The organism is Vibrio sp. HM8-C, from assembly GCF_058630515.1.
On sequence record NZ_JBMMKS010000005.1, the window covers coordinates 100015 to 118817 of the forward strand.

17 protein-coding genes are annotated in these 18803 nt (G+C 40.8%); 9 read left to right on the top strand and 8 right to left on the bottom strand.

The features are described 5' to 3' along the window. Positions 1–101: 101 nt before the first annotated feature. The 5 genes from ACOSVQ_RS08110 to ACOSVQ_RS08130 all read right to left on the bottom strand — a co-directional run bounded on the left by ACOSVQ_RS08110 (position 102) and on the right by ACOSVQ_RS08130 (position 6834). The gene (locus ACOSVQ_RS08110) at positions 102–1199 is read right to left on the bottom strand and encodes an MBL fold metallo-hydrolase (protein WP_491982041.1); all 1098 of its coding nucleotides are present in this window, start codon (positions 1197–1199) and stop codon (positions 102–104) included. Between the two features lie 245 nt (positions 1200–1444). Further along, the gene (locus ACOSVQ_RS08115) at positions 1445–3097 is read right to left on the bottom strand and encodes a tannase/feruloyl esterase family alpha/beta hydrolase (protein ID WP_491982042.1); all 1653 of its coding nucleotides are present in this window, start codon (positions 3095–3097) and stop codon (positions 1445–1447) included. A gap of 208 nt (positions 3098–3305) precedes the next feature. Next, positions 3306–4358, bottom strand: coding sequence for a sugar phosphate isomerase/epimerase family protein (locus ACOSVQ_RS08120; protein WP_491982043.1), 1053 nt, complete (start codon positions 4356–4358; stop codon positions 3306–3308). Between the two features lie 27 nt (positions 4359–4385). Then, positions 4386–5630, bottom strand: a complete 1245-nt coding sequence (locus tag ACOSVQ_RS08125; protein ID WP_491982044.1) for an MFS transporter — start codon at positions 5628–5630, stop codon at positions 4386–4388. A 67-nt stretch (positions 5631–5697) separates the two neighbouring features. Then, entirely contained in the window at positions 5698–6834 is a 1137-nt protein-coding gene (locus ACOSVQ_RS08130; protein WP_491982045.1) for a Gfo/Idh/MocA family protein, read from the bottom strand. Positions 6835–7093: 259 nt separating this feature from the next. Here ACOSVQ_RS08130 and ACOSVQ_RS08135 point away from each other — a divergent pair, with 259 nt between their 5' ends. Beyond that, on the top strand, positions 7094–8080 hold the full coding sequence (locus ACOSVQ_RS08135) for a LacI family DNA-binding transcriptional regulator (RefSeq protein WP_165313685.1): 987 nt from the start codon (positions 7094–7096) through the stop codon (positions 8078–8080). Between the two features lie 77 nt (positions 8081–8157). Here ACOSVQ_RS08135 and ACOSVQ_RS08140 read toward each other — a convergent pair whose 3' ends face one another. Then, a complete protein-coding gene (locus ACOSVQ_RS08140) occupies positions 8158–8910 on the bottom strand; it encodes a DeoR/GlpR family DNA-binding transcription regulator (protein ID WP_491982046.1) in 753 nt (250 codons plus the stop codon). Between the two features lie 180 nt (positions 8911–9090). Between ACOSVQ_RS08140 and ACOSVQ_RS08145 the strand changes: the two genes are divergently transcribed. The 3 genes from ACOSVQ_RS08145 to ACOSVQ_RS08155 all read left to right on the top strand — a co-directional run bounded on the left by ACOSVQ_RS08145 (position 9091) and on the right by ACOSVQ_RS08155 (position 11488). Then, positions 9091–10065, top strand: coding sequence for a Gfo/Idh/MocA family protein (locus tag ACOSVQ_RS08145; RefSeq protein ID WP_491982047.1), 975 nt, complete (start codon positions 9091–9093; stop codon positions 10063–10065). A 163-nt stretch (positions 10066–10228) separates the two neighbouring features. Beyond that, positions 10229–10681 carry a MarR family winged helix-turn-helix transcriptional regulator gene (locus ACOSVQ_RS08150; protein ID WP_165313688.1) on the top strand — a complete coding sequence of 151 codons (453 nt, stop codon included), beginning with the start codon at positions 10229–10231 and terminating at the stop codon, positions 10679–10681. A gap of 63 nt (positions 10682–10744) precedes the next feature. Further along, positions 10745–11488 carry an SDR family NAD(P)-dependent oxidoreductase gene (locus ACOSVQ_RS08155; protein WP_491982048.1) on the top strand — a complete coding sequence of 248 codons (744 nt, stop codon included), beginning with the start codon at positions 10745–10747 and terminating at the stop codon, positions 11486–11488. Between the two features lie 66 nt (positions 11489–11554). Here the strand turns inward: ACOSVQ_RS08155 and ACOSVQ_RS08160 are convergent, their stop codons facing one another. Beyond that, a complete protein-coding gene (locus tag ACOSVQ_RS08160) occupies positions 11555–12466 on the bottom strand; it encodes an AraC family transcriptional regulator (RefSeq protein WP_491982049.1) in 912 nt (303 codons plus the stop codon). Between the two features lie 427 nt (positions 12467–12893). Here ACOSVQ_RS08160 and ACOSVQ_RS08165 point away from each other — a divergent pair, with 427 nt between their 5' ends. The 4 genes from ACOSVQ_RS08165 to ACOSVQ_RS08180 all read left to right on the top strand — a co-directional run bounded on the left by ACOSVQ_RS08165 (position 12894) and on the right by ACOSVQ_RS08180 (position 16288). Next, positions 12894–13538 carry a carboxymuconolactone decarboxylase family protein gene (locus ACOSVQ_RS08165; RefSeq protein WP_491982050.1) on the top strand — a complete coding sequence of 215 codons (645 nt, stop codon included), beginning with the start codon at positions 12894–12896 and terminating at the stop codon, positions 13536–13538. 190 nt (positions 13539–13728) lie between these two features. Further along, positions 13729–14622 carry a DUF3737 family protein gene (locus ACOSVQ_RS08170; protein WP_491982051.1) on the top strand — a complete coding sequence of 298 codons (894 nt, stop codon included), beginning with the start codon at positions 13729–13731 and terminating at the stop codon, positions 14620–14622. Then, the gene (locus tag ACOSVQ_RS08175) at positions 14622–15788 is read left to right on the top strand and encodes a MalY/PatB family protein (RefSeq protein WP_491982052.1); all 1167 of its coding nucleotides are present in this window, start codon (positions 14622–14624) and stop codon (positions 15786–15788) included. The genes ACOSVQ_RS08170 and ACOSVQ_RS08175 overlap by 1 nt, the downstream gene beginning before the upstream one ends. 20 nt (positions 15789–15808) lie before the next feature. Beyond that, positions 15809–16288 (top strand): cyclophilin-like fold protein, encoded by a 480-nt coding sequence (locus tag ACOSVQ_RS08180; protein ID WP_491982053.1) that lies wholly within the window; start codon positions 15809–15811, stop codon positions 16286–16288. A 107-nt stretch (positions 16289–16395) separates the two neighbouring features. Here the strand turns inward: ACOSVQ_RS08180 and ACOSVQ_RS08185 are convergent, their stop codons facing one another. Next, positions 16396–17586 (bottom strand): MFS transporter, encoded by a 1191-nt coding sequence (locus ACOSVQ_RS08185; protein ID WP_491982054.1) that lies wholly within the window; start codon positions 17584–17586, stop codon positions 16396–16398. A 488-nt stretch (positions 17587–18074) separates the two neighbouring features. Here ACOSVQ_RS08185 and ACOSVQ_RS08190 point away from each other — a divergent pair, with 488 nt between their 5' ends. Beyond that, positions 18075–18791, top strand: a complete 717-nt coding sequence (locus ACOSVQ_RS08190) for a carboxymuconolactone decarboxylase family protein (protein ID WP_491982055.1) — start codon at positions 18075–18077, stop codon at positions 18789–18791. Positions 18792–18803 lie beyond the last annotated feature (12 nt).

Genomic DNA, 18803 nt, shown 5'->3' on the forward strand with positions numbered 1-18803 from the left:
ACTGACAAAAACAGAAACGCATTTGTATATTGAACCCCCAAAAAAGCCCGACCATAAAGTTATCTTTAGGTTGGGCTTTTTCCTTATAAAGGAAGGAATTATTACTCCCACCAATGTGAGTTAGGTTTAACCTCGTCATCTAACATCAACGGTTGCCCAATGATGGGTGTATAGAGTTGATAGGGCATGCCTTGAGTCTGAGCAACGATCTGATTGAATGGTTCTCTCCAATCGTGCTGAGCCAGAGTAAAACGCCCAACGTGAGCGGGTAACAATGCTTTCGTGTTGAGGTCTAGTGCAGCTTGTGATGCTTCTTGCGGAGTCATATGAATATATGGCCAACGTGGATCGTATTGACCCATGTCTAATGCCACTAAATCAAACGGACCAAATTTCTGACCGAGTTCTTTGAAGTGAGGACCATAACCAGAGTCTCCACCAAAATAGAGTTTCTTGTTTTGAGATATCAAAACAAAGCTACCCCAAAGCGTTTTGTTCTTACTTAAACCACGACCAGAGTAGTGACGCGAAGGAGCGAGATAAACGGTTAAATTAGTATCAACGAACTGTTCACCATACCAGTCAGATTCATTAATTTGTTTGTCACTAAATCCCCATTTTTCAAAGTGTGCACCAATACCAAGGGGCACAAACACTTTATCTGTTTTAGGCTGCAACTTAGTGACGGTGTCGTAGTCTAGGTGATCCCAATGGTCATGAGAAATAAGCAGTAAGTCGATGTGTGGAATTTCATCTACAGAATATAGAGATGTGCCACTGAACGCTTTAATTGCAAAAGAAACGGGGGATGCATAGCTACTCAAAATAGGGTCAAGCAACATCCGTTTTCCGCTAAGTTGAATATAGAAAGAAGAGTGACCTAACCACACGATGATATCTTTTTCAATTGGTAGGCTTTTTAGATCGACTTTCTCGGTCGGTAATGGATGATCAGGCTGTAAATTTTTGGCAGAGCTAAACATATTGCTGACAATTATCGACAATGTACTTTCACCCTCTTTTAATACAGGCGTCGGTATCTGGTTTTGAAATTGACCTTCAACATAGTTTGAAGATAACTCAACGTTTTCTAGGCGTTCTCCCGTTGGCTCAGCACCAAAACGCTCCTGCTGCATAAAGGTACAGCCACCAAGTAGCAGTATTAAAATCGTTATTACAATAACACTTACATAAATCATTATTTTTATCTTCATAACTATCGGTAGAAATATCCCAAGTAGATTGCTTTACAACGTAATTCCGGCAACAGGTAGCTTTGTTGCACATTACTTACTCTAATGATTTTATTTGGGCACCGGTATCTAGATTCTACAAATTCTTTGCCTAATACTCCTTGACATAGCTATGTGGGGACAAATAGATGTTACAAAATATTAAGCCCCGACAACATGTCGAGGCTTAAAGAGTGAGTGATGTTTGACTATTACATGCACTGATAAGAATCTAGCGCGTTCACATCACCATTGCCTTTATATTTGGCAACTAGTGGGTAAGAGCAAATAGGCATGTTTTTATCTGGAAATGCCTCACCTTTAGCCGGTAAATAATCAGGTGTCTTTTGGTTTTCTACCCAATTCTGCATCGCTGTGAGTGGATCAATGTTATCCAATGCAGGACCGCCACCACAGTGTGTCATACCAGGAACCATAAATAGGCGGTTCCATTCTTTCATCGCGGTAAGATCACCTTTTGATGTGGTTTGTTGTGTTTTCAAATACCAGTTTTCAATGTCATCTGCCGAAAATACTGGGTCAGATACACCTTGAATAATCATTAGCTTACTGCCGTTTTGTGCAAAGGTATTGAGCATGGTTGAAGTTGCGTCGTTTAATGCGCCCGTTTCACCGACTAAGAATTCTGCTTGGTCAAAATCAAATGCCGCTAAATCAGCTTGAGGGTTTGGTGGCGTCATGAAGTAGAACATTAAAGAGCCTGCACCCAATACTGCATTTAAAGCATCAGGCTTTTCTGCATCTTGAGAAAAACCAAGTTTCCAAGCACGCCAGCCCGGTGCACTGACCCCTGCATCATAAGGCCAAGTGCTATATAGCGGTTTACCATTACTGTCTTTGACACCATCGAACACAGTCTTCACTGCTGCGACTTTCTCTTCACTCAAACAAGCTGAATCTGAGGTATTTTTGCAAATAAGACTATCGGGATTAAAGTTGCAGTTTTTGTAGTCGTTGATGATGCCGTCTTTAATACCGTCGTTTGCATCGCACTGCTTGAGTACTGCGTCAGAAAGTGTTTGTAAGTCTTTGCTGGTTAGAGCGTTCGCTAAGACTTTTTTCCCTTTATCATTTTTAGGAGCAATAGACATCAATGTCTGGGTATCCCAAACTTCGCTAATTGCTGCTCGGCTCAAATGAAACCCAGGGTTTGCTGCAATGACACCGTTGTACTCATTTGGATAACGTTGCGCAGCAATCATTGCTTCGCGACCACCATTCGAACAGCCCATGAAGTACGAGTAAAAAGGTTCTTTATTGTAGTAGTGATTTACTAGTGTTTTGGCTGCTTGGGTCACTTTACCTAAAGCTGCGTAAGCGTAATCCAGTCTCGCTTGTTGATCCAAACCAAAAGTTGGGTCAACACCGTCGTGTCCACCATTCATAGAGGTAACCGCATAGCCACGGTTTAGAGCCGGAATTGCAGTTGAACCTGAAATCGGGGTTGTACCGATGGCATTGGCAAGAAAACCGTCAGTGCCGCCACCGCCTTGAAATATAAATCGGTTTTGCCAATCTGTTGGTAATCGAATCTCAAACCTCAGCGCGTTAGGTTTACCTGTAGCGTTAGTTCGAGATTCAATCTCTCCTCGTACTAAGCAATGTTCTGGTAAATCGAATTCAAGGTCTGGAGCGCCAGTGAACATACGGAATGGGTCTTTTTCTGACTTTCCTGCTGTGATGTATTTCGTTTCAGTGACTTTACCGTTGTAAATAGGTACTGATTTAAGATTCTCACAGTCTTGTGCGGGGGTAGCATGAGCTATGCTGATGCTTGTGAAAACACATACTAGCGATGCTAGTGTATTGCATACACTCTTCGTTATACGATTAAAGTCTTCCATCTGCATTACCTAGTGGTTTTATCTATTTTATTTATAGCTGAATTTCAAATTAATTCGGCACCGTTAAACCTTGATAATTTACTGAAAGAGTGGGGAATACTAGAAGGTAGATTCGTGTTCATTTCTTGCCTATTCGTACGAAATAAGCGAATAAAAAAGCCGCCGAACTGTTTAAACAGTGCGGCGGCGAGCCCATTGGGTTTATAAATCAAAGACCTAGCAGGTGTTTATTGAGATCTTCTTGTTGACTACCTGAAGCAAAGTCATCAAAAGCTTTAGCTGTTCTATTGATGAGATGCTTGCCGATAAATGGCGCTCCTTCAGTCGCTCCTTGTTCGGAATCTTTTAAGCAACATTCCCATTCAAGAACTGCCCAGCCATCGAAGCCGTATTGCGTCAATTTGCTAAATATCTGCACGAAGTCGATTTGACCATCGCCGAGAGAACGGAAGCGGCCTGCTCGTTCTGTCCAACCGGAGTAGCCACCATAAACGCCTTGAGAGGCACTTGGTCTAAACTCAGCATCTTTAACGTGGAAAGCTTTGATTCGGTCGTGATAACGATCAATGAAGCCTAAATAATCCATACCTTGTAAAAGCATATGACTTGGGTCGTATAAAACATTTGCTCTAGGGTGATGGTTCACACTATCTAAGAAATGTTCAAAGCTGGTTCCGTCAAAAAGATCTTCACCTGGGTGTAGCTCGAAACAGACATCGACGCCGAACTTATCGAACTCGTCCAATATCGGTAACCAGCGTTTAGCTAGCTCTTCAAATCCTTGTTCTACCAACCCTTGTGGGCGTTGTGGCCACGGATAAACATATGGCCACATTAGTGAACCTGAAAATGTTGCATGCGCGTCTAATCCAAGATTTGCAGAAGCGCGAGCAGCCAGCTTCAACTGTTCAGTTGCCCATAGAGTTCTTGCTTTTGAATCGCCTTTTACCGCATCAGGTGCAAACTGATCCATTAGCTGATCGTAAGCGGGATGAACCGCGACTAATTGTCCTTGAATGTGGGTTGATAGCTCACTAATTTCCAAATCGAATTGGTTTAGGGTTGCTTTAATTTTCTCGCAGTATTCTGAACTTTCTGCTGCTAATTCTAGATTGAAAATCTCAGGATTTAGCGTAGGCATTTGCAGCGCTTTATAACCTTTATGAGAGGCCCATTTTGCTAGGCCTTCCAGAGTATTAAAAGGCGCTACATCAGAAATAAACTGAGCTAAAAATATAGCGGGACCTTTAATTTGTTTCATAATCAATAACCTAATAATTACAGAGTGTTAAGCGCGAGCTTGTTGAGCAATAGCTTGTGTTTTTTCTTTAAAGAACAAGACAAACAGTAGAGCAACACCAGCAGCAAACATTGCAGGTAGCCACCAGAAACTTGCCCAGTTTTCAGGTGTTAGTTGAGTTGCACCTTGTAGGAACTCGTTGTAAACCATACCCGCGATTTGAGCGCCAACAAGCATACCGATACCGTAAGTCACCAGAACGAGTAGACCTTGAGCCTGACCTCGGTTGGTATCGTTACATTGTTTGTCGATGTAGATTTGACCGGTAACGAAGAAGAAGTCGTAACAAACACCGTGTAAAGCAATACCAGCCATGATCATCCACACGACTGAATCAGGGGCACTCATTGCAAATAATGCGTAACGTAGAACCCAAGCTCCCATACCAACAACAAGCATCCATTTAACGCCCAAGCGACGGAAAAATAGTGGCATCAGCAACATAAAACCAAGCTCTGAAACTTGCCCAAGAGTTTGAATACCAGCAATGTTTGCCATGTCCATTGAACTTAGGAAAAGCTGAGTAAAGTTGTAGTAAGCAGCTAGAGGAATACAGATTAGGAAAGACGCTAACATGAATACGAAGAACGCAGGACTTGCCAGTTCTTTAAATACGTTGATGCCAGCAATTTCGCTAAATGATGTTTTTGTACCAGCGGCTGTAGGCTTAGTATCTGGAAGCATGAAGCTGAACACACCTAAGATCGCACTTGCCGTAGCAGCAGTATAAAGTGGCATTGCAGTTTGTTCTGCAGCGACACCGAACATACCGCTTAAACCAAAGCTGATAAACAGACCGGCTACAATCCAACCAATGGTTCCGAATACACGAATGGTAGGGAACTGTTTCTCTTGGTCTTCTATGTTACGAAACGCAAGTGAGTTAGAAAGCCCAAGAGTTGGCATATAAGCAAGGTTGTATGCCAGCAAAATAATGATAAACAACGTTGGATTTTCAACAGCCTGTGGGGCCGCGAATAGGAATGCAGCGCCGAGTAAGTGAAGAGTTCCCAATACTTTTTGTGTTGCAAAGTACTTATCTGCAATTAAACCAATGAAAAAAGGTGCAATAACCGCAGCGAGAGGGTTAACGGTGTATGGCCAGTGAGTAAGGTCACTCATGCCTACATGGGACATATATACGGCAATAGACGTATACCATGCGCCCCAGACAAAGAACTGTAAGAACATCATTACGCGTAAGCGTGGCAGAATAAAGTTATTAGTTTTCATAATCATATCCATATTAGTGTGTAGGGATTCATCACGAAGTTGAGTCGTCGATTAATTAAGTCATCGATTAATCAATAGAGACCCACTGTTTTTGTTTTGAAGAATTCAAAGCAGCATCAATGATTTTTGCTGCACGAGTACCGTCATCGAAGGTAGGCAGACCTTCAGGTGTAGCGCCCAAAATGGTGTCGTAGAAATCATTAATAAAAGCATCAAAGCAATGGCTGTAGCCTTGAGTATGACCCGCAGGTGTAAGTGACAAGCGCTTTTGTTCATCACTGCCTTGGGTTGGGTCACGAACGATTAAAGATTTAGCTTCACGGGTGTTAACCCATAGTTGTTCCGGTTTTTCTTGGTCGAACTCTAAGCTGCTGTTGCTACCATCAATTTCAAACCAAAGGCGGTTTTTTCGACCGGCAGAAACTTGGCTAATTGTTACGGTTGCAGGAGTGTTGTTCTCTGTGACAAGCAGTAGGTTGGCAATATCCTCTGTTGTAACAGATGCTTTTTGGCAGTTATCAATGGCTTGGTTATTACGATCACTGAAGGTTTCAGTTGCCGCCGTTGAACGTTCTTTTTGTGCGGTATGGAAGTGACTGGTGAGTTGTGTGAATCGTTCACCTGTTACCCATTCCATCAAATCACACCAGTGACTGCCGATATCGGCGAAAGCACGAGACGCACCACCTTTCGTTGGGTCTACTCGCCAGTTGTTGTCACTTTGCTCTAATAGCCAATCTTGAAGATAACTACCGTGGATTAAATGTAACGAACCAAGCTCACCACTTGCGATTCGAGCTCGAGCTTCACGAACCATAGGGTGGTAGCGATAAACGAAAGGAACGCCAGTAACCACATTTTTTTCTGCAGCAAGCTGTTGTAGTTCGATAGCATCAGAAAGGTTGGTTGCTAATGGTTTTTCACAAATGACATGCTTACCCGCAAGTAATGCTTGTTTTGCCATTTCATAATGGAAGATATTTGGAGTACAAATATGAACAACATCGACAGCATCGTGCTTTAAAGCTTGCTGAAGATCTTCAAATACTTCTACGCCCCATGCCTTCGCCACTTTTTTTGCTTGATCTGGATTTGCATCGACTAAGCCAAGTACGTTAACACCAGCAGTTTTTAGCGAGCGGAAATGAACGTGTGCAATCATCCCTGTGCCAATAATTACTGCATTGATACTTGATTTGTTCATCTTAGGCTCCGTTATTTATATTCAATGAAACGTTACATTCGTTTCATGAAATATAATTGCATTTGTTACATTGGGAGAAGTAAAACGAGATTTGGAACTTGAGATTTATGTGGTTAATCACAGTCTGACTGCTGTTTGAGATTAAGATCACAGCTGCTTTGAAAAAGAAATCATTGCTTTGAATATGAAAAAATAGTGAGGTAATACATTTCGTGTTACATTCGTTTCATAAGTTAAAGAGATGAGGTTGTAAGGGTTTATGCGTCCATCTGTTGCAGATGTTGCTAAGTATGCTGGTGTGTCAACAGCGACAGTGTCACGAGTTCTAAATGAGAACCCGTCCATTCGTCCTCAGACGAGAGATAAAGTTAAGAAAGCTGTCGAAGCCTTGGGATATCAGCTCCCAGAAAATAATCCGGTACCCAAGATGAACAGCTCTAAGCTGATAATGGTTTTAGTACCTAACATAGAGAACCCATTTTATAGCGGTATTGTGAAAGGTATTGAGGCAGCGGCACGTGAACACAACTATTCGGTTTTATTGACTAACACGCAAGGAGATAGTTGGGTTGAGCTAAAGTACTTAGATATGCTTGAGCAAAAACAAGTGGCGGGTGTTATTAGTCTTGACCCGATGACTGCACAGCTAAATCTTCCAAGTCGAATTGTTGAACTGCCATGGGTTGCATGTTCTGAATATGTTCCCAACTCCGAAGTCGCTTATGTGAGTATTGATCACAAGCAGGCAGCGAAAGATGCCGTCTTATACCTAGTTTCCAAAGGACATAAGCGAATTGCATTGGTCAATTCAGATGAACGATACATCTATGCTCAGCAAAGATTAGAGGGTTATATCAGTGCGATGGAAAGTGCAGGTTTAAGCATTGAAGATGGCTATGTTCAGTCGATGGGCGGAATTGATTATCCTTTAGGTGAACTTGCTGCAAGGCGTTTAATGACGCTACCGACTCCGCCAACTGCTATTTTTTCAGTGTCAGATACTCTAGCAATTGGGGTGATGAAAGCTGCGTTCAGGATGGGCAAGAAAATTCCTGAAGATGTCGCAGTAATAGGCTTTGATGACATTCCGCTATCAGACATGTTTGAACCATCGTTAACAACCATACAGCAACCCACTTTTGAAATGGGGCAAGCAGCGATGAAGATGTTGAGCCAACGAATTGATGGCAATGCGGTTTCGTCCAAACTGATTCATCATTCCTTGATTGTTCGCCAATCTGCCTAAATGAACACCTGATTTGAAAACTGTCGCCTCAATGTAACAATTTGAAATGTTACATTGAGGGGCGGTTGTTTTTCACTTTAGGAATCTAAAACGACGAATTCCACGTCAAATTTCTGCAGTTGTTCGAGGATGTTCTGCGGCGGTTGTTGGTCTGTAATCAGAAAATCAATCTCTTCCCAGCTGCACGATTGATATAAAAGTTGAGTGTTAAATTTGTCGCTGGTTGCGACGCAGATTACTTGTTTTGATTGATGGCTCATTGCTAGCTTAAGTTCTGCGTCCAGCTCAGTATCCGTAGTAATTCCGCACGAGGATAGGGCACTAACACCAATGAAAGCTCTATCTGCTTGATATTTTTTGATGTGTTCAATCGTCATGCTACCCAAGATAGCGTGAGAAAACTGATCAAACATACCACCCAATACACACTTCTTAATTTGTGCCTTGTGAGATAAAAAATTCAAACTTTCTAATGAGTTGGTGATAACACTAGATTCAGTTTCCAAACATTTTGCGATTAAAGCATTGGTCGTACCGGCATCTAAAAACATAATGTCATTACTTTTGACTAAAGTAGCGGCATAGGAAGCAAGCTTTCCTTTAGTCGGGTCTGCGTTATCTCTTTGGATATATGAAAGACTTGCTTTGTTTTCGTTAGCGATTGCGCCGCCACGAATCCTCAAAATTCCCGGGACTTCTCCTAATTTCACTAAGTCTCGTCGCGCAGAATCATACGAAATAGCAAATCGCTCACATATAAACTCCAGAGTCACTTTACCGTGTGTTTTTATATGGCGTTCGAGTTCTATTAGTCGTTCGTCTTGTGTCATACCGTACTGAATCAGGTTGTTTGGGTTTTGATATTGTAAGTGTTGTTAAGTGTTTTTGCATTAAACTTTTTATTATTAATGCATTAATAGAATTGAATGCAAGTGATTATCTTGACTCAAGCTTACGTGGTGATAGTCTCTATGCAGGTTTGTAATTGATGTTAAGTGAAGGTGCGTGATATGCAAGTTGGTATTGTTGGGGCTGGCAATATAGTAAGAATGTGTCTGGATGCGATTAATCAGATAGAAGATATTCATCCGGTAGCTATTTGTGTTCGGGAAGGGAGCCGTGAAAAAGGTCAAAGCCTTTGTGATGAATTCAATGTGAAAAAGCTTTATACCGACTATAAGGAAATGTTGGCGGATGAAGAGATAGATTTTATCTACATTGGTATTCCAAATAACCTGCATTTTGATTATGCACGATTGGCTCTAGAAGCAGGCAAACATGTTATTTGTGAAAAGCCTTTCACCACGACCGCACAGCAACTAGTGGAACTAAGTGAACTTGCACATGCTCGTCAACTTTTCTTGTTTGAAGCGATTACCAATATTCACTCTCCAAACGTACAAAAAATGAAGCAGGTAATGGCTGATCTTGGGGCGATTAAATTGGTTCAAGGGAACTATTCCCAGCTATCGAGCCGCTATGCCAAATACCTCGAAGGCGAAGTTCATCCTGCTTTCGATCCAAGTGCATCTGGTGGCGCCTTGTATGATATTAATATTTACAACATCCATTTGTGTTGTTACTTGTTTGGGGCGCCTTCAGATATCCGTTACGCGTATAATGCGGGGCACAATGGTATCGATACTTCTGGTGTAATGACACTGCAGTATCCTGATTTTGTATCAATTTGTACTGGAGCTAAAGATTCGCAAAGTCCGGGACATTTTACAGTGCAGGGTGTTAATGGCTATGTTTCCATCGTTGGAACGCCAAATGTTGTTCCATCTGTAGAAGTCAACATCGCTGGAAAGCGAGAAATTTTTAACGCTCACGATGTTGATAATCACATGGTCTATGAGTTTAAAGACTTCAATCGTTTATTTATGCAGAACAATTTAAGTGAGTGTTATCAGTTATTGCAACATTCTATAACAGTCATGAAGGTACTAGAGGCTGGTAGACAACAAATGCATGTGTTTAAGTAATTAACTCTCTGAAATTTTTAATAAAATACTCACTAGCTAGCGGTGGGTATTTTATTGCTGGAAGTCTGATAAAAATTAATTTGTAAAGAATACAGTTGACTTATGACAATATAGTTGTGTATACAACTATATTGTCAGTTTATGTTATTTGTTGGAATGTTGAATGCCTCTTTACACTCATCATCAATCTCTGGGACACCTTACTGGTCTCGCAAGTCGTTTGTTCAACCGTTTACTCACTACTCGCTTTAAAGAAGCAGGTATTGATTTGACGGCGGAGCAATGGGGCGTGATTCTGCTTTTACAAAACAGCGGAGCACTGTCTCAAAGCCATATTTGTGATCTCCTGTATTTGGAAAAATCGAGTGTCAGTAGGTCAATTGATGGTCTTGAAAAGCGAGGCTGGATAGAAAGAAAACGTTCGCCAACAGATAGCCGTAGTAAGTTGGTTGTGTTAACCGATAAATCATTAGATGTTGTCGAGAGTTGCTCGAAAATTGCGTCATTAGTGCTTAATGATGCGCAGCAAAATCTTGCAGAGGAAGATTTGGAGAACAGTAGACTACACCTTTCAAGTGTGATCACCAACTTACGTAAGCTTAACGGACAAAATTAATAGAACAGTGGTCTTCTTGACCAAAGCGGATTCTAAAGTCTGGCTCATATTTGGAGAAATACTATGACAAAACGTAATGCTTTAATTACTGGCGGCGCGCGCGGTATTGGCGCAGCTACTGCGAAGGCGCTTGCTGCTGATGGTTACCGTGTTTTTATTAACTATGTAAATAGTACGGCAGTCGCTGAAGAGTTGGCTCAGGAAATTCAAAAAGCGGGTGGTGAGGCTTATACGCTTAAAGCGGATGTTCGTGATGATGCTCAAATCCAAGCTATGTTTGACACTATCACTAATGAACATGGTGGTGTCGATGTGCTTGTTTCGAACGCAAACATGAACTTTACTGCAAAATCTTTTATGGATCAGTCATGGGATGAGTTTGCACAAAAACTTAATGACGAACTGCACGCAGCATATCAAACAGCTAAGTTAGCGGTTGAAAGCATGAAAGCGAAACAGTTTGGACGTTTAGTGTTTATTTCAAGTACCTTATCAGAAGCTCCTGCACCAAGCTTTATTGCACACGGCAGTGCTAAAGGTGCACTAGACAGCTTCAGTAAGTACCTAGCACAAGAGCTTGGTCCATTCGGCATTACTTCTAACATCGTTGCACCTGGTCTTGTTGAAACTGACGCAACGAAAGGTGCTCCAGAAGAGTTTAAAGAAACAATTCGAATGTTCACGCCAACGCAAAAAATTGCAACACCGGAAGACGTAGCAAATACGGTAAGCTATTTGGCAAGCGAAAAAAGTGGTCATATTACTGGTACGTACAATCCAGTCTGTGGCGGTGCTTACTTACCATAAGCTTGAAATGAAGAGAATCGAAAAGGCATGTTATACATGCCTTTTCTTATCTTTAACATATTGGATTTAAGCCATATTCGCTTCGCGTAGGGCTTTGATGTCTTTCGACGGTGGTGCTCCGAAGAGTCTGCTGTATTCACGGCTAAATTGAGAAGGGCTTTCATAACCGACTTTGAACGTAGTTGCCATGGCGTCCAAATTCTCAGTAAGCATTAGTCGTCTAGCTTCGCTTAATCTTAGTTTCTTTTGAAACTGCAAAGGTGTCATCGAGGTCATCGATCGGAAGTGTGTGTAAAACGCTGACTTACTCATACCGCTGTAAGATGCGAGATCACCAACGCTCAAAGGCTTAACGAAATTGTTCTTTAACCAATCAATTGCTTTAGATATTTGATGGCTATGGCTGCCGTTGGTCACTGTTTGGTTTAAACGTTGACCTTGTTCACTCATGAGTAAGCGATAAAAGATCTCTCGTTTAATCACTGGTGCAAGAATCTTTATGGATTCAGGCTCGTCCAATAGCTGCATCAAACGATAGAATGCATCGAGTAATGATTCGGATAACGTTCCAACAGCAATACCTTTTTGCGCATCTTTTACCGGATGGAACGAAAATTCACTTTCAACAATCAGTTGAGAAATTTCTTGTAGATCCAACTCCATAATCAAACCCAAGTAAGGGTGTTCATCGCTTGCTTCCATAATATTGGCGGTAATTGGCAAGTTTACTGATGAAATCAAGAAATGGTTTGAATCGTAGATATAGCTATCTTCCCCCAACAAAACTTGCTTTTTGCCTTGAGCAATCAAACAAATACTTGGTTTATGAGTATAACTGGTCGGTGGGGTGGGATGTGTCCAACGGCTGATTTTGACCCCTGGAATTGCCGTTTCATACTCAAGCGCACCGTTAACCCATTTTTCTAATACGTTAACCAGTTTATTGGAGAAATTAGCGTCATTTTCTGTATCGTTCATAGCAACTCCAAGAAAAATGTGAAGAGTGTTTGAGGCATTTAATACTTTTATTTATAACAGCAATTTTCATTATGTAAAGAGTATTAGGCAAATTGCTATTGACAGTGTTGTCACCTTTATTTGAAGTAGATCAACCAATGCGTTAATGCGAGTTGTAGATATATATTCTATATATTACAGGTGGTTACATTATGTTTTTGAGATGGTTTTTCAGTTGCTATTTTTACATGCATGTGAGGTTAGATACATTAAGTTTGGATAAATAGGCAAGTAATAGAAATGAATAGGCTAACGCTTTTTATCAGTGATCGTTAAATTATCAGTATATAAATACTTCAACGTTATGCTTAACAAAACGATCCGTCCAATCAAACATAAATCGGGTCGAACAATGGCGTGATTTTACTATCTGAATACGGAGGCTCTTATGCAAGACCAATTAGTCACTACCGAGAAAGCTATCATTCCTATAGCGGCGTTTGCTGCAAATGGTGACATGAAAAATCTACAGGTCAGTTTGGTTAAGGGATTGGATGCAGGGCTTACTATTAATGAAATAAAAGAAATTCTCGTTCAGATGTATGCCTATGCAGGTTTTCCTCGCAGCCTAAATGCGTTGGGAGCTTTTATGGGGGTTGTAAAAGAACGTCAAGAGAAAGGTATCTTAGATACAGAGGGAAAAGTATCAACTCCTGTATCCCAAGATACAGACAGCCTGACATATGGTGCAGAGAACCAAACAAAACTCGTAGGGCAAGTTGTTTCTGGTCCTCTGTTTGAGTTTGCTCCTGAAATCGATCGCTACTTAAAAGCTCACCTATTCGGCGACATTTTTGAACGTGATGTTTTGACATGGAAACAGCGTGAGTTAGCCACAATTGCTGGATTGGCAAATATAAGTGGTGTAAATAGCCAGCTTCAATCGCACTATTTCATCAGTTTAAACAATGGCTTAACGCCAGCGATGTTGAATGAATTCGTAAGCATATTAAGCCAGCATTGTGGCGAAGAAATCTCATCAAATGCCCAACAAGTGCTTAGTAACGTATTTACGATAATTAAAGAATTGTAAGTTTTGTGTAAGGTCTATTTTTTATCCACTGCCAATGAATATGAGTATTCCTTACCTTTTTATTACAGATGAGTGGCAATAGAACCACTCGTCAATGAAGCAATATTGAGATATCAAATAAGGTGCTATGCGTAGCACCTAGGCTTTGTAATTCCCCAATATTTATATTTGCGTAAACCTAGGTGTAATTATGTCTGCATTAACAATCAATCTAGATAAATTTAGTAATTATCAAAAAATCTCTGACCGATTTTATGAAGGTGAAAGACCTTTGTATGCTGAAGAAAACAAATATCTTCATCGTGTACTCTTTTATCCGGGCGAATCTGCACTAAAACACACCGACAATATTATGGTTAAGCATTGTGAATTTATGGGCAAGTATCCATTTTGGCACAGTAACCAAATCGTTATTGAGCAAAGTATTTTTACTGTCTATGCGCGAGCGGCAATTTGGTACACCAATAATTTAATAATGAATAACTGCGTTATAGAAGCACCTAAGATGTTCCGCCGTGTGAACAACTTACAAATTGAGAACACTCGATTTCCTAATGCTGGTGAAACCTTGTGGAACTGTGACAATGTCACTATGAAGAACGTTGAGATGCGAGGCGCAGATTACGTATTCATGAATTGTGAAAATGTAGAGATCGATGGTTTCAAACTACAAGGCAATTACTCATTCCAAGATGCCAAAAATGTCACGATTAGAAATGCATATCTAGATTCTAAAGACGCATTTTGGGGCACAGAAAATGTGACTGTTTATGATAGTGTTTTGGATGGTGAATATTTAGGATGGCACTCTAAAAACTTACGTTTGGTTAACTGTACCATTCGTGGTGAACAGCCGTTGTGTTACGCAACAGACCTAATTATGGAAAATTGCGTGATGGAAGAAACCGATCTTTGTTTTGAGTATTCTTCGTTAGAAGCTGAGATAGTTTCTGACATCATTAGCGTTAAAAATCCATTGTCTGGTTCAATTAAGGCGTATTCAATCGGCGAAATTATTCTTGATAAAAACAACAAAAATCCGGGTGGCTGCACCATTCAGACAGGAGTTGAGGCTGGTGTTTAATGAAACAATTTGATTTTGATGAAGTTGTAGATAGGCAAGGTACTGGCAGCGTTAAATGGGATAGTGTAGAGAATACTTCTATTCTACCTATGTGGGTGGCGGATATGGATTTTCGCACCGCGCCAGCCATCGTTAACGCTTTGCAAAAGCGCGTGGAACACGGCATCTTCGGTTATGCAAAGGTGCCAGATGCGTATTACGAAGCCACTATTAATTGGTTTGCAAGAAAGCACAGCTTTCACATTGAGAGAGACTGGATACTCTATACATCGGGTGTTGTCCCTGCTATTTCTGCCATTCTCAAAGCTCTTACCAATCCCGGCGATGGAGTCATCGTTCAAACGCCAGTCTACAACTGTTTCTTCAGTTCCATTCGAAATATGGGATGCCAGTTGGTTGAGAACCCTTTGGTGAACTGTGATGGGCACTATCAAGTAGATTTTGAAGATTTAGAGAACAAGGCTTCAAGGTCGGATGTGACAGTAATGATACTGTGTAATCCACATAACCCCGTTGGTCGAGCTTGGACAAAGCAAGAACTGGTTAGAATAGGCGAGATTTGCTTTAAACACGGGGTCAAAGTTATTAGTGATGAAATCCATTGTGATCTAATGTTTCCGGGCAATAATCATCAACCTTTTGCCGCTTTAGGTGATGAGTTTTTGATGAATACAGTAACGACACATTCACCAAGTAAGTCTTTTAATATTGCTGGACTGCAGATTGCTAATATTGTTACCGCAAATAAAGAGCTAAAACAAAAAGTTGATCGTGCTCTTAACATTCACGAAGTCTGTGACGTCAACCCGTTTGGTGTAGCTGCATTAGTCGCAGCTTATAACCAAGGAGAAGAGTGGCTAAACGAATTAAACCACTATCTATATGAAAACTATCTCGCCGTGGTTGAGTTTGTTCAGCATCAATTACCAAAACTTAGCGTAATCCAGCAAGAAGCGACGTACTTAGCTTGGATTGATTGCAGAAAACTGGATATTCCATCAGTTAAAATTGGTGAAATGCTGCTGAAAGAAGGCGCGTTGATGATTAACCAAGGTACCGTTTACGGTGAATCGGGTGATGGATACATTCGACTCAATATGGCTTGCCCGAGATCGCTCCTTATTGAAGGGCTGAAACGCATGGCAAGTGTATTAGGTGACAAATAATACCAAATGGAGTGTGTGACATGATGAAGAGAACAATCTGGGCAAAGCCTATAACTGCTTTATCAATGGTGTTGTCAGTCATGTCGAGTTCACATAGCTTTGCCAATACCATACCCGCTAACGGCGGAGAAAATATCGGAGAAAGAACGATGAAGATTCGTTTTGTGTTTGACGATCGAACTGTTACGGCGACACTGAATGACAGCCCAAGTACAAGAGATTTTATTGCGCAATTGCCTTTAACTTTTGACCTTGAAGATTACGCAAGCACTGAAAAGATTGCTTACTTACCAAGCAAGCTTACTCGTGAAGGTGCTCCTACTGGTGTGAGTTCTAAAGCGGGGGACATTTCCTATTACGCTCCTTGGGGTAACTTGGTCATTTTCTACAAGAATTTTGGCTATGCGTCGGGTCTTATTAACTTAGGTAAGTTAGATGGTGGCTTGGATAGATTTACATCTAATGGCTCAATGAAAGTGACCATTGAATCTGTCGAGTAAAGCAAACGAACAAAAAAACCACCATTGGCACGGTGGTTTTTTTATGGGAGCCATTCAATCGTTCTGTTGTATAGAAAGCGGCATAAATAAGAAAAAATAAGAAAGTGTTATTCAACAGCAGTTTTTTGGGTAGAACGTAAGTACTTAACTAAAACAACAACAGAACCACACAAAGCCAACATACCGTACCCGTAGGCAATTTGTAGAAGGTCTAAATGATTGGACAATCTTCCCGCGATTAGTGTTGGAATTGCTGCGCCAACGTATGATGAAGCATAGATAACGGAAAAGACATTAGCTCTTTCCTCAGCCTTCAAACCAGTAACCATTGTTCCAATACTTCCTGTTAAAACAAGCCCCTGAGCAATTCCTGCAAAAATACTTGCCAAAAGAAACGCAGTTAAAAGACCTAAATGCAATGAGAGCAATATACAGCCAACAAACAGACTGAAAGCCAGCATCCCAGTACGTTGTGCTTGTGTGCTTGTCATTTTTCCTGCAATTGAAGCTCCAATTGAACTTGGTGCCATTATGGATGCAAATACAAACGCCGCTGCAACCGCGCTTTGCGAATGAAGTTGTTCACGCGCCATTGCTGGTCCAAAAGCTTGGAAGAATCCGCCTAGTGCCCAAGTACAAACAAAGGTACATGCTGCAACAGGAAATGCCTTGCGAGCTGAAAGCGGTATCTCAAAATTAGGCTTAATAGAAGCAAGAGCACCAGAACGAACGGACATCGTTTCTTTGCTTCTAATAATGAGAAATAAACAGATTAGATTTAGCAATAACGCAATTACGAATCCAATTTGACGTGGGTAAGGCGCGTACTCGAATAGAATTCCCGAACCCACACCACCAAAAGTTAACCCTGTCATCGGTCCACAGCTAATAATCGCTGGCGCGATCCAAGATCGAACCGAGTGTGAATGATCAACTAACCAAGAAGTCAACGCGGTAGAGGCTAGTCCACAAGCAAGCCCCTGAGAGAGTCGCCCCAAAAGCAAGGGTGTAGCGCTATGAAGGTTGAGAAAGAACAGCGTTGAAAGTGCTGCTAGCAACAATGACAACACTGCTACTGGTTTTCGCCCCATGTAGTTGGATAGGCGACCAAATAAAACTAGCGCAGCTACAGCGCCAATAAAATAAACAACTGAGCTGAGTGATAGTTGGAAATAGGTAATGGCATCTTGTGCCTGATAAACACCATACAATGGAATAGGAACTGCTGATGTTACGTATGTCACCATCAAAGACAGCGCGGTGCTTACGAATGAAAATCGATGAGATGTATATTGCAACGAGGTATCCCCAAAACTTGGATTAAAGAAGACTCGTTAAAGGAACTGAAGACTCTAATTGCAAGCGTTAAAGTATAGCGATTGGTGTCGAGTACAAAGCTTATGACGAGTATGAATATTTTAAATCTCTCGATAACAGCCAGTAATGCCTAATCTTCCTCAATCGTTGTCCAATCTTGTCTTTGTTTTAGGGGGTGGTGTACCTTAAAATCTAAGGAAATAATAATTTAAATATAAAAGACAATCTAAATATCTGGATTGTTAAAGTGAATATTTTTTATTTAGTCAATGATTATTGGTTGTATTATTTGTATCACTTTGTAAATTACTGTTTTTATATGATTCTGAAATATATTTGTCATTTAAGATGGGAAGATTAGGCAATAATTAGATTTTTCTAGGCAATAGAGTATCTGCTTTTCATTGTAGATTAATTAAATCACGCAAGTATGTCGTGATTTGATAGTTATTGGTATAGGGAGAATCATATGCTCAGTTTGAACATTGTTATTAAGAAATTATCTGTATTTGTTTTGGGAACATCACTACTACTTGCAAGCCATTTAACTGTCGCAGCCGACAGTTTCACACAGAAAGAAAAAGCTATTATTCCTATCGCTGCCTTTGCCGCTAGTGGTGATATAGACAAGCTAAAAGTGAGTCTAGCCGATGGCCTGGAAGCTGGTCTAACTATAAATGAAACGAAAGAGATTTTAGGTCAGTTATATGCCTATGCAGGCTTTCCTCGTAGTTTGAATGCGTTATCAGCATTTATGCAAGTGGTTCAAGAACGTGAAAGTAAAGGCATCAAAGATGTTGTAGGCGCAGAACCATCACCCCTACCAACAGACAGAACCAGTTTAGAATTTGGTAAAGATAATCAAACAAAATTGATTGGTGTTGAAGTTAAAGGTGCTTTATTTGATTTCTCTCCTCAAATTGATGAATACCTAAAGTCACACTTGTTTGGCGATATTTTTCAACGTGATGTTCTTTCGTGGAAACTACGTGAAATTGCAACAATAGCAACGTTGGCAAATATAAACGGTGTCAACAGCCAATTAGCTTCTCATTACAATATCAGCATGAACAATAATGTTTCTGTAAGTGAGCTAAATGAATTTATTTCGATTTTGTCAACGCAAGTTGGTCAGGAAGTGGCTGATAATGCTCAGCAAGTATTAAATACCGTATTAAATAAATAATAAGGAGATATT